The organism is Pseudomonas simiae, assembly GCF_000934565.1.
Taxonomy (GTDB): Bacteria; Pseudomonadota; Gammaproteobacteria; order Pseudomonadales; family Pseudomonadaceae; genus Aquipseudomonas; species Aquipseudomonas simiae.
In genome coordinates, this window is the sequence record NZ_CP010896.1 from 788,259 (window position 1) to 800,806 (window position 12,548).

General features: G+C 59.5%; 7 protein-coding genes and 1 tRNA gene. 3 read left to right on the forward strand and 5 right to left on the reverse strand.

What is annotated here, in order from left to right; all coding sequences use genetic code 11:
- The first annotated feature begins 30 nt into the window (after nucleotides 1-30).
- Nucleotides 31-4,329: an AvrE-family type 3 secretion system effector gene (locus tag PF1751_RS03420; protein WP_044286603.1), complete on the forward strand. Its 4,299-nt coding sequence runs from the start codon at nucleotides 31-33 to the stop codon at nucleotides 4,327-4,329.
- A 2-nt stretch (nucleotides 4,330-4,331) separates the two neighbouring features.
- Here PF1751_RS03420 and idi read toward each other — a convergent pair whose 3' ends face one another.
- The 5 genes from idi to PF1751_RS03445 form a co-directional block, all read right to left on the reverse strand.
- Entirely contained in the window at nucleotides 4,332-4,874 is a 543-nt protein-coding gene (gene idi, locus PF1751_RS03425; RefSeq protein WP_010213355.1) for an isopentenyl-diphosphate Delta-isomerase, read from the reverse strand.
- A gap of 31 nt (nucleotides 4,875-4,905) precedes the next feature.
- Entirely contained in the window at nucleotides 4,906-5,712 is an 807-nt protein-coding gene (locus tag PF1751_RS03430; protein ID WP_044286604.1) for a class I SAM-dependent methyltransferase, read from the reverse strand.
- The gene (locus tag PF1751_RS03435) at nucleotides 5,709-7,928 is read right to left on the reverse strand and encodes a cytochrome P450 (protein WP_226994551.1); all 2,220 of its coding nucleotides are present in this window, start codon (nucleotides 7,926-7,928) and stop codon (nucleotides 5,709-5,711) included. Before PF1751_RS03435 ends, PF1751_RS03430 begins: the two co-directional genes overlap by 4 nt.
- Nucleotides 7,929-8,276: 348 nt before the next feature.
- Nucleotides 8,277-8,353: transfer RNA gene (locus PF1751_RS03440), tRNA-Met, on the reverse strand.
- Nucleotides 8,354-8,544: 191 nt separating this feature from the next.
- The gene (locus tag PF1751_RS03445) at nucleotides 8,545-9,096 is read right to left on the reverse strand and encodes an RNA polymerase sigma factor (RefSeq protein WP_010213349.1); all 552 of its coding nucleotides are present in this window, start codon (nucleotides 9,094-9,096) and stop codon (nucleotides 8,545-8,547) included.
- Between the two features lie 263 nt (nucleotides 9,097-9,359).
- Between PF1751_RS03445 and sctW the strand changes: the two genes are divergently transcribed.
- Nucleotides 9,360-10,424 (forward strand): type III secretion system gatekeeper subunit SctW, encoded by a 1,065-nt coding sequence (gene sctW, locus PF1751_RS03450; protein WP_044286607.1) that lies wholly within the window; start codon nucleotides 9,360-9,362, stop codon nucleotides 10,422-10,424.
- Nucleotides 10,421-12,514 (forward strand): type III secretion system export apparatus subunit SctV, encoded by a 2,094-nt coding sequence (sctV, locus tag PF1751_RS03455; protein WP_021491945.1) that lies wholly within the window; start codon nucleotides 10,421-10,423, stop codon nucleotides 12,512-12,514. The genes sctW and sctV overlap by 4 nt, the downstream gene beginning before the upstream one ends.
- The last annotated feature ends 34 nt before the right edge of the window (nucleotides 12,515-12,548 follow it).

The window sequence follows — 12,548 nt, forward strand, 5'->3', positions numbered from 1 at the left end:
CTGTGATGAATTTTGTTTGGGAGTATTGCCATGCGCACGGAATTGAAAGCTCTTTTCAAGTTACAGAATGATCTGGTGGAACGCTTGAAGAGGCCGGGCCAGGAACTGTCTCCGCCAGTGTTGCTGCACTATCAACCCTTGCACCCGACCTCAATGCAGTTCGATGTTTCCCTCAACGATGGCAAGGTACAGGCTGATACGACACTGACTGGCCGTGATATCGCCCACCACCTCAACCAGCCCAATAAACACTATGTGGCTGATGGTCCTTCGACAGCAGGTACGCATACGTTGCGGATGAAGGACGAGCGCCAGCATGTGTTTCACATCCATTCCACACCGGCGGTCGCGGCGGTGTTCAAAAGCAGCCTTCCGGATGCAATCGGCGACGTTGTCGAGAGTCCGGGGCGCGCGCATCTGGGCAGCGTCAGCGCGGTTCAAACGACGGTGGATGGCCAGCAGTTTCGCCTGGACGGCGATCGACTGTTTCGCTTTGAACCCCTCACACTGTCGTGGATGCATGACGCAGACGCTCGTGCATTCAACCGTATTGGCCTGACGAACGAGGGGCAGTTGCTAAAGACCCCCAAGGGCGTTGCCGACAGCAGTGCGCATGGCCGCACTACGGTGCAGCTGAACCAGGCCCGGGAGGCTTCTTTGGTGCATGTCCAGGGCGGGAGTGTGCAGGCCGTGCAGCCGGTGGATGAGCTGGGAGCGCCCGTGCAGCTCGCCCGTATCGGGTTGTCGGGAAACGCGCTGTATGGCGCGACCACGGACGGAGAATTGGTCCAAGCAGACCTGCGCATAGCGCGAGATCAACAGTTGCCGATGGTCCGTCAACCGCTTGAATCGCTGGAGCGGGCGTTGAAGGGAGCCGTCAGTGTCGAAGGCTTCTTTCATGATGATGCGGGGCAACTCAATGCTCAGGTTCGCGACGCACGTCAGCAATTGCACAGCGTGCCCCTGGGGGACGCAAACACCCTACGTCCGCAATGGAACCTTAGCGACGTGCTGGTCAAGGGCATCGAGAAAGGCCTGCCGCTGCCCAGCCAACACGCACTGGCGGCGGCGGTCGATCTGGGACAGCGGGGCAAGGTTGCCTTGGATGCGGGCACCCTGTTGACCTGGGACGCGGCGGCGCAACGTTGGCAAGACACCGTTCAGCCCGGTGTCGAGCATCTGGAGCGTGGGTTGGATGGTCGTGCCTATGTGCTGCAAGAAGGGCAACTGAAGGCCGTGGCCATCAGCCAAGTGCGCGATCCGCTGATGGAGGGTGCCAGCCATGACTTGGCCGCTCTTCCTGCGCCGCGCCCGCAAGTGACCCTTGACGAAGTGCTCGCAGGGGATAGTCAGCGGCGCATTACCGGATTCGCTGTCGCTGACGGCCGCAATTTTGTCACCGTCGACCAGACCAACCAGCTTCAGGTCCATCGCGATGGGGACGCCCAGCCGTTACACGCGTCACCCGCGATTGACATCAAAACACTGGCCCTGGATCACGTGGGCAATCTTTATGCACATACCCAGGGCGGAGAACTGTTCAGGTTGAATCGCGAAGCCTGGCAGGGCACTACCGCGGGCGTGCAGCACTGGAGCAGCGTTGAACTTCCGGGTCGCCAACCGTTGGAGTCCTTGCGGATGGACGCTGATAAGCACTTGATTGGGGGGTGGAACAAGCAGCTCTACCGACTGGATAATGCCAGCGCCTCAGCACTGGAGTGGGGCCCGATGCAATCGACGACCCCGGCGCCATCGTTAGCCGACACGTTGGCCAGTACGCAACTGCGCGCGCAGTTTCCCGGCGGGGCATTGTCAGTCGGCAGCAATGTCATGGGGCAAACCCGTGAGGGGGTGCCGCTCAAGCGTCAATATTCTCAAGGGATCAGCGCACACTTTCATCCCCTGGAGGCCCTCAGCCAAAAAGCCAAAGGTGTTCAGCAGCACTTCAATGGCCGCAAGGGGTTGGAGGGCATCTACGCTGACGATCGGCGACTGCACCAGCAACTCACTCCTCTCGCGCAGAGCAGGCCGGTTTCGGCTGAATTGGATCTGCGGCTCACCGCGTTGAGCGAACCAGGACCGCGACAGGCCCTGGCCGGGCAGATTCGCCAGGCGCTGACGCAGGTGGAGGAGAGTAGCCAGTCAAGCGCACGCCGCTTGGGCGACGCTCACGGTGTAACGTTCGACCCCAAGCCCACATTGAACAGGGCGGAAATCAACCCTGGCTCGACGCTGCATCAGCTCTATGAAGCGTTTAAGAGAGTCTCTCCCTCGTCGGAAAAAACGACCGCCGCGTTGTTGGCCAACTTTGAGGGGCAGGGCGTGACGCTTCCCACGGCCAAGCCCGGGGGCAAGCGGGACCTCGATCACCCCTCGGCATTGATCGAAGGCGATCTGATCCATCATGCGAGTACGCTCAAGCAATTGGCGGACCTGGTACAGGCGCTCGACGCTACATCAGGCCATAGCCCAAGCGCCTTGGCACGCTTGGAAAAGTCTCTTGCGGATGTCATGCAAGCGTTCCAGGACAGCCCTGTGCACACATTGGCCAGCCAAGGTATCGCCAGTTATGCGCAGGCCGAATCCTTGTATGGCAACTTCAAGCTGTTGGCCAAGGACCTTGGCACACCCGGCTCTGCGCTTCACTGGCATCTTTCGGGGCTCTTGGGATTGCCCAAGGATGCCTCCATCAAAGACGCGATGACGCAGCAAGTACAGCAACTGAGCAGTGGCCAGACCCTTTCCCCGAGCCGAACCCAAGGCAAAAGCCTGGGGTTGATGGTGACGGGGATAAAGCCAATTGCCCCCGTAGAGTTTTTCCTGGGCGTCTCCAAGTCTCATACCCATGGGGTAAGTATCAGCCGTACCGACAAAGGCGCTCGGGTTGAAATCAGTTCGGACGACATGCGGCGACTGGCGGGTTCGGTGGGCTCGGGCGTGACCTTAGGCAAAGGATCGGGCGCAGTAGGGCCGGGCTTGAGGGTTGCAGCGGAACTGACGGCCGCAGTTGCAAAAAACCAGGGAGCAAGCATCGCCTTCGACGTCAAAGAGGCGGACTTTGGCAAGATGATGTCGATCCTTACCGGTGAGACAGGTAGCGTCTATGATCTGCTGGCTTTGGGGGAGGAGCATGCGGCAGGTAAGAGTTCGAAGGTCAGTGGTGACGTCAATGTGGACGCACTTGCGCAATTGCGCTTGATGTACAGCCCGCAGGAAGACATCGCAGAGCTGGACTCGGTTATACGTGCTGGCGTTGGCGGGGTGGCAAACCTCAATCTTTTCCATACCGATAAGAGTCAGTCCGCCACACGCACTGCAACCGGCACCCGTCACAATGCGGCAACCAGCGCACAGTTCCTCCGGCAAGGAGGCGTGGGGGCCAATATCGCGCCCCTCAATGCGTTAGCGTTGGTCAGCGCCGAAAGCGGTGGGCCCAGCGCGGCGGTGTTTGCATTGCCGGAACTGTCGGTCATGGTGAAGTTTGATCGCGGCGAATCGCAGGCCTTCAGTTTTTCTTTCAAGCATCCGCAACCGGTGACTCAGTCTCAGGTTGATGACCTGAAGCGCAGTGTGTCGCTTTACTCACCGACGTTCAGGCAGGATCTGGCTGCGATCGAGCTGTCGGGGAATACGGTGGATCAGCAGCTAGCCTCGGTGCAACGGTTTCTCGCGACGCACCCGCCGATAGCGACGAAGCCGGATGCTTACCATGCCATCAGCCAGTCATTGAATGGGTTGATGGTCCAGCAGGACCTGGTGAAACAGGGTCTTCGCCAACTGGCGTCAGTGGAGTCTTCTGTCACCCGCGTGGGGTTAAGGGACGATGGCCGTCATACCTGGCTGGATGATGTGGCGCCGGCCAACAAAGCGGCGATCGAGCAGTGGTTGAAGGCTGACCCACAATTTGCCCAGGTGCTCGATCAGTTGCAGCATGGCGAGGGCACTTCGGTGACGCTTGGCATGGAGCTCAAACCAGAGATCCTGCGAGCGATAGAGCGCAGTCACCTTGCCGGTGAAAGTTCTGAGCCGCTGATCAGGCGCGCACTGAGCGATCGCACCAATCTGCGGGTCAAACACATGAGTCTGAGCTATACCGCCACCCAGTCCCATGGCATGTCGATACCCTCGATGACGAATCTCAGTTTTTCCAGCAGTGCGGGCCTGAGTCATACCCAGAAGCGCGTCAATGCAGACCTTGAATATGGTCTGGACGCCGATAAGCCCTTGCGGATGAACCTGAACGACACGCTGGGCAGCCGGCCGGGCAATGATCTGACGATTGACCTGGGAGACCTGCGTGTGAGGACACCAAGCCTGGCAAGGCGCTGAACTTATTCCTGACATGCGGGGGTATCGAATGTGGGGTGCTGCGCTAGCAGGCGGCACCACTGCATTCGAAACCAGGGTGTGAAGGGGACTGCCGGATCTGAAAGTTGGGCTGATACTTGCGCGCGGGTCAGCCACGCGACCTCACTGACTTCCTCCGTGGTCGGGGAGACCACCGCGTCAGATTGAGCAATCAATACATGACAAAGTTCGTGTTCTGCCCCGATCGAACCAAAGTGCGCATGGTATTCAAAACTGTACAGCGAGCGGCAGGAGGCAGAGATCCCCAGTTCTTCGCGCAGACGGCGTGACGCCGCATCCGGAACAGTCTCGCCAGGTGCCGGATGGCTGCAGCAAGCATTCGACCAGAAACCGGGCCACAGCATTTTACCTGCTGCGCGACGTTGAATCAGATGGCGCCCGGCGCTGTCGATCAGGTGTACCGAAAAGGCGCGATGCAGCCGTCCCGTTCCCAGGTGTGCGTCGCGTTTGTCACACACACCGATCTGAATATCGTGTGCATCGACTAAAATCACTTTGTCGTTCATCGGGTGTCCTCTTTCGTGCAGATGCGGTCGCTTACCCACGTTCGGGCACTTGTCCCCAGGCGCTGATAAACGTCAAAGCGGCCTCGGTGAACGTCGGGGAGGCGCGCAGTTTGACCATGGCATCAAGGTCGTTCTGAGAGAGTAGGCCGCGCTTGAGCAGTGCCGGCCCGGCGTGTGCTGTAGTTGTCGCCCAGAAGGCATCAGCCGGGCTGTCGTCGCCGATTCGGCCTTCCAGGGTGCGATAGCCGATGTTGGAAAGCCCCCGTTCACGTAGCCGGCCTGGAAGGGTATCGGCCCAGAGCATGTCGGATCCAATGGACTGCTCCAGGAGCGTGACGCCGGCCTGGGCGACTTTGCGGAACAACGGGTTGGCTGTTCCAAGGCTGGGTTGCAGACTCACATCTTCGATTACCAGCCAGCCGCCTGGACGGACCCAGGTGGCCAATCGGGTCAGAATGTCTTCGCGTTCGGGAAGGTGGCACAACAAGGCCCGAACGTGCACCACGTCCAAAGACGCCGCAGGAAAATCATCGGTCGCGGCATTGTGAGTGATCACCCGAATGCCGGGTATGTCGGTGAGAAATCGGGGGTCAATGTCGGTGGCGATGACAGTCGCGTCGGAGTATCGCGTGCTCAGCCAGCTTGCGAATGATCCAGCGCCTGCGCCGAGGTCAAGAATGGTCGGCCTTTCCGGGAGAGGCAGCAGGCCAAAGACTGTTCGACTCAACGGGTCAAAGGCACGCTCCAGGGTGCGCAGCCGCATTAGTTGGCCGGCCTGCTGATCACCGAGATAGCTGTTGGTGTAGCCGGGTTCCTCGGCTGGGCCAGTGGTGTTCACAGTGCGACCTCCAGCCGGTCGGGGCAGCGGTTGAGGAAGCCGTGTTCGGCGGGCTGGAACCCTGGAGCCCAGCGGACGCCTGGAAAGGTCTGTAGCAGCAGGCGGGCGCCGATCGTGATCTCCATCCGTGCCAGTATCGATCCCAGGCAGAAATGCCGACCCGCTCCGAAGGCAAAATGATTTGTCTCCTGGTGAGGGCGCGACATATTGAAGGTGTCCGGATCGGTGAAGTGGTCTGGATCACGGTTGGCCGAGCCGATCAGGCAGGCGAAGGTCGCGCCGCAAGGAATGGTTCCAGACGGCAGCTCCAACGATTCACGGGCCTCCCTGAGAACGAGCTGCAAGGGAGGATTGCGTCGCAAGGTTTCTGCGAGCGCATTGTCCATCAAGTCTGGATTGGCCATCACCGCCTCCTTGACGCCGGGCTCGTCCAGCAGGTTCACAATGAGATTTGCCAAGGCACCGTGGCTGGTCTCGCTGCCGGCCGTCATCAGGATCGCGCAGTAGGCCCTGACGAACGCCTCGGGCAATGGCTGACCGTCAATCCGTGCCGCCAGAAGATGAGAGATCAAATCGTCGGTGGGTACCGTGCGGCGGGCGTCGATATGTGGCTGAATGAAATCGTAGAAACGGTCGCGGTTGGACAATCCACCGGTCAACAGGGTCGGATCCTGTCGATAGTTGCCCATGTAGGCGAAGCCAATGGCACACCACTTTTTCAGCTGCTCTACCTCTTCAGTGGTCTGCGCCGGAAGACCCAGTGCACGGGCCATCACCCGCACGGGCAACGCGCAGGTGAAGTCGGCAATGAGGTCCACCCGGTGACGGCCCTGCATCTGCGCCAGCAGGTCCATGCTCGCCGAAGTGATCGATGCTTCGAGTACTTCGAGGGCCTTGCTGCGGAACGACGGGCTCAGTAACGCTCGATGCTGGGCATGCTCACAGCCGTCCATGGCGACAAGGGTGTGCCCCAGCAACGGTCCGATCTGCCAGCTGTAGTTGTTGCTGCTCGCTCCGGGATGGGTCAGCGCTGCTTTGACATCCGCATACCGGCTGACCAGCCACACATCCGTGGGCTCGTCGTAGACGATCGGCAGCGTGGTACGCAAACGCTCATAAAGGGGGTAGGGGTCGATTTCGAATTGCCGGGATTTCAGGGTAGGCGGGGTGAGGTTCAGGTCCACCTGCTGGTTGATCCGACCCGTCGGGTCGTTGGCCTGCAGGTGATACCGGGACACGCTCCTGTGCCAGTCGCCCGCCGCACGGGCAACCTGACGCAGTCGGTCCGGGTCGGTGGCGGCGGATGGTCGTTGGCGGGTGTGCTTGGCGGCGAGCTCGGTGAATGCCGAGACAGCCGCGTTCACCATCTGATGGGCCGCTTCGATCGATGCAGGCCAGTCGGTGCCGGCGCTGTCCGCGAGAATCGACACCAGGTTGAAGCGCTCGCCACACACCACATCTTTGGCAATCGAGTGGATATCGTTTGTCCAGGTGATGATATCGGCAGCGTGCTCCCGCAGCCTGCTCCACCATTCGATATCGGCTGAGTGCTGGTAGGGGTCGAGCGTTTCGGCCGCATCGATGAGATCAAAGAAGAACAGTGCACCGAACGAGTCCCGTCGCAACGGCAGATATTCGGACAGTGTGAGTGCCGCTCCTGTTTCGCGCATGTTTACCAGTGTCGCCTGCGCACGCAGGTGTCTGAGCAAATTCTGTACAAGTCTATGCCGCCAACGCTCGTTACCCCAGTTCCGTGTCCGTGGCCACAGATCATCAATCAGGACACCGAGCATTGGGTCATCAAATCGGCCGATTTCATCCAGCGGATCGGCACCGTCGTTCTCGGTTATTGCCTGCACCGCTGTGACGAAACGCTCCAGTACGCCATTTTCTGCCCAGGGCCCATCATCGATTCGGTCATCGAGTATGAGTGCCCACAGATACCAGCACACCAGGGTTTCGGCTTGCTGCGTGGGCGCCTGCCCGCACAGCGCCATCCCCAGGTCGAGCAGCGCAGTGGTACTTAGCCGGTGTGCCCCTCGGCGACCGATCAGGCCGTATCTTTGCGCCCAGGCGAGCACACGCTCCCTCAACACATCGTGATCAGAGCGCGGTGTCGGGTTGGAGAATGGCAGTTGTATGTCGGGAATGATCAGCGGTGTTGGCGGTGCGACATTCACCTCTGAATTGTTTGTCACAAGACATCCTTGTTTCATATCCAAGCAGCCTCCGCTTGAGGGCAGTTCAGGGCAATGTGGCTGTATTTCAGCCATGGGGATCATGCTTGGAAGCGAATGTCTTCGGATGTAGTCGTTATCTGATGTCGATACCGGAAATCACACAGAACGGATACAGAAATGGAGTTTCAGTGCTCGTGGTTAACCCAACTGTCGCCCTGTGGTGAGCATTTCCGGGCCGATGAGCGTGTCGCGCAGGGGAGGGACGTTCAGGACATGGCGCTGTCAGGCTGTTGCCTTGTGAAACGCCAGAAACAAGAAAGCCCGCACGAGGCGGGCTTCTTGAGGTGATTCATAGACTGCTGTAGACGTCTATGTATCGGTACTTGGTGGCTACACAGGGACTTGAACCCCGGACCCCAGCATTATGAATGCTATGCTCTAACCAACTGAGCTATGTAGCCAAGTGGCGCGCATTATTCGCGTAGAACGGCAATGCGTCAAGCATTTATTTTGAATTTTTATCTACGCTTTCAACTGTTTAAGCGAAATCAGCGAATCTGGCGACGAGTGGATCACTCTTCGCCCTGCCGAGTACCCGCGAAACTCGATCGCGTTGAGCAGATATCCCTGCCGCTCAACGCGTGCACTGACGCTACGGGTGTTTCGGGTTGTGCGTGGCGCGTTTGAGCTGTTCGCGGGCCCGTGACAGGCGCGAACGCACGGTGCCGATAGGAATGTCCAACGCGTCGGCTGTGTCCTGATAGCTGCCGTCGGTTTCCAGTGAGGCGTACAGGGTCTTGCGCATTTCCACCGGCAGATGGTCGATAGCGCTCAGGGTTTTTTCCAGGCGACGGTTGACCTCAAATTCCCAATCCAGGTTGCGATTGTCCTCCTGACCATGCCAGAGCGACTCGTCAAACTCGCAATGCACCGGCTTGGCGTACATGCGCCTGAAGTGGTTACGGATAAGGTTTTGCGCGATACCACACATCCACGTGCTGAGCGTCGCATTGCCGCTGAAACGCTCTCGGTTGCGCCAGGCTTCCAGGTACGTCAATTGCAGAAGATCATCTGCATCTTCCGGGTTGAGTACGCGCTTGTGAATGAAGCGCCGAAGTTTTTTTTGCTGTTCGTCTGTCAGGTGAAGCATGAATTGAGGCGAGCTGCCAACGAGGTGCGCTAAAGCTTCAATAGGGATATTCATGATTGTTTCCTTGGTGTAGACGCAGTCGAAAAGGTGTCGACGGGAACCCCTTTAGCACTGGCTATGCCAAGACTGTTTTTTATATAACTGACTGATTTTTATGAATAAATATTTTGTAGTGGAGTGATTTTGCGCAGGACCTTGCATAGATGCCACGGAGGTCTGTGCAAGTCTTTTCAAATTTTTCGTGGCATTCGACTTGATGGAACCGTTTGAGCTGGCCTTGCCACACAGGGAAACACTCTTCCTGTTCAGGTCTGTCCATGAAAGTCGAATCTTCCCCGGATGTGCCAGCCGTCCAGCAGTTGGATCAACCTGCTGTCAGCCAGACCTCCACGCCGGTGCCAGTTCCGGGCTTGGATGAGCTCGCTCACCTGTTCAGCCTGGAAGTGCAAAACAACAGCCAGCCCTTGAGTCAGCGGAAGATGAGCGTGCGCGTGCCTCCGGCCGAACAGCTTGCGCAAATTTATGATCAGTTGGGGCACCCTGCCCAGGCGACCCTTGCGAGCCTTTCGCGCCGCATCCGCTGGCAATTGCTGCAGCATCCCAGTGTCGACAAATTGCTGTCGCTGGCTGGCGGGGACCCCGCGCGTGCATTCGTGGTACTCAAATATGTGGCAACCCAGGCAGACGCTGAAGTGCGCCCATCGGAAGCGGCGTTGGCCCGAGATGCCATCGCCAAGCTGGAGGTCCGCTTCAAAGGGCAGATCCAGGCAGGCCTGAACATTGCTTTGGCGCTGCAGGCGGGCAGTGCCGATCCACAGGAGCGCCAGGCGCTGCGTGCGCTCTACTACGCCAGTGTGGTCACACGCCAATCGTTGTCGACGATGATGCAGGCGCTGCTGGGGGTGTATGGCGAGGAACGGCTTGCCGAAGGGCTCAAGATGATGCGCAAGGCTTTGGCGGACGACATCGCGGCCAAGGTGTCATCACTGCCTACGCCGATGCTGCGTACCCTGTTACTGGGGCTGCAAAGCTGTGGACAGTTGAGCGGCGTGTTGACCGGTTGCAACGCCCTGCTCCAACGCCTGGGTATCGATCATGATGCCGTGGCCCTGCTGCAACGCCTGCTGGGTTACGCCGGTGCAGGTATCGCTGCTGCTGAAATACTGCGACTCGGGAGCGACCTGTTGGGCAGTTCGAGCCCCCAGCAATTGTTGGCCCTCAATGCACTGTATCCGCTGGTCCAGCAACTGCCATTGGCGATATGGCTCGACAGTCGAGTACGCGAAGAAACCCTGCGTGGTTTCCTGGCCGTGATCGGCGAACTGGATCGGGTGACACGTGGCCCTGCGCGTCTTCCTGCTGAGCTGGGGGGCATGGCGTGACTGCGCTTTCGGCCATCAACAGCTTTCTGCTCAAGGTCGCGCAACGCGCAGAAGTGCTGGGCGCCGTGGTGGTGATGGCCATCGTCTTCATCTTTATCGTGCCGCTGCCCACCTGGCTGGTGGACATCCTGATCGCGCTCAATATCTGCATCTCATGCCTGTTGATCGTGTTGGCGTTGTACCTGCCAGGCCCCCTGGCGTTCTCATCGTTTCCGTCAATACTGCTGCTGACCACCATGTTTCGCCTGGCGCTGTCGATTGCCACGACGCGCCTGATCCTGCTGGAGCAGGACGCCGGTCATATCGTCGAGGCCTTTGGTAATTTCGTGGTTGGCGGCAACCTCGCCGTGGGGATGGTGATCTTCCTGATCCTGACCCTGGTCAACTTCCTGGTGATCACCAAAGGCTCGGAGCGGGTGGCCGAAGTGGCCGCGCGTTTCAGCCTGGACGCGATGCCCGGCAAGCAGATGTCCATCGACAGCGACTTGCGTGCCGGCTTGATTGACGGCATGCAAGCGCGGGACAAACGGGAACAATTGTCCCGTGAGAGCCAACTGTTTGGGGCCATGGACGGCGCGATGAAGTTCGTCAAAGGGGATGCCATCGCGGGGTTGATCATCGTTGTGGTCAACCTGTTGGGCGGCTTCTCCACGGGCATGTTCCAGCATGGCCTGAGCGCTTCCGAGTCAATATCGCTGTACTCGGTATTGACCATCGGCGACGGCCTGATCGCACAGATCCCGGCGCTGCTGATCTCCCTCACCGCCGGCATGATCATCACCCGTGTGGCGCCGGACGGACGCAGGGGCGCCAGCAACATGGGCGCCGAAATCGCCCGGCAAATGACCAGCGAACCCAAGAGCTGGATGATCGCCTCGGTGGGCATGCTCGCCTTTGCCGTGGTACCCGGCATGCCGACGGGCGTGTTCATTCTGATTGCGCTGGTTACCGGCAGCCTGGGGTACTACCTGATGCGCCAGCGTCAACGGCAGGAACAGCCCGCTGCTGAAACCGCCGAAGCGGTGCGTCCCGAAGAGAACGGCAGTGAGGATTTGCGTGGGTTTGATCCGTCGAGACCCTATCTGTTGCAATTCTCCCCGGTGATACGAGGGACGCCTGAGGTGGCTGATCTTGTTCACTCGATTCGCCAGGCCCGAAATGCACTGGTCGCCAATATCGGCCTGACGCTGCCACCGTTTGAGGTGGAACTCGACGACTCACTGGCCGACGATGAAATGCGTTTCTGTGTCCACGAAGTACCGATGGTCAAGGCATCGGTTGTCAGCCATGTGGCGGTTGAGCGTAAGGCGTTGTCGGTTGAGCCGGCGCACGCCATTGCGGGGCTGGTAGAGCGCGATGAACAGGATTGGCTCTGGTTGGCACCGGATGATCCGCTGCTGGATGATCCGCAGTTGGAGCGCTTCACCGCGGCGAGCCTCATCGTCGAGCGCATGAAGCAGGCGATGATGCTCAGCGGGCCGCAGTTCCTGGGGATCCAGGAAAGCAAGTCGATCCTCAGTTGGCTGGAACACAACCAACCGGAACTGGTCCAGGAGCTGCAGCGGATTATGCCGCTGTCGCGGTTTTCGGCGGTCCTGCAACGCCTGGCCAGCGAGGGTGTGCCGTTGCGCGCCGTTCGGCTGATCGTCGAGTCGCTGATCGAGTACGGCCAGCATGAACGTGAGCCGGACGCGCTGGCCGACTACGCGCGCATCGCGCTCAAGGCACAGATCTACCACCAGTACAGCGAAGCCGACGGCCTGCATGCCTGGCTGTTGTCGCCGCAGACTGAAAACATCCTGCGTGAGGCGCTGCGCCAGACTCAGACGGGGGTGTTCTTCGCCCTTGATGACGAACACAGTGCGGTGTTGGTCAGCCTGCTCAATCAAGCTTTTCCCGTACGGCCAAAACTCAAGAGCGTGATGCTGGTCGCACAGGATTTGCGCAGCCCGCTGCGCACGCTGCTGCTGGAGGAGTTCAACCACGTGCCGGTGCTGTCTTTCGCCGAGTTGGGCAGCGCCTCCAAGGTCAAGGTGCTGGGGCGCTTTGACTTGGGCCAGGACGAATTGATGCGCGGTGCGGTGGCATGACGGTTCGGTTTTGTTCAGCACGGAGGGCTCGATG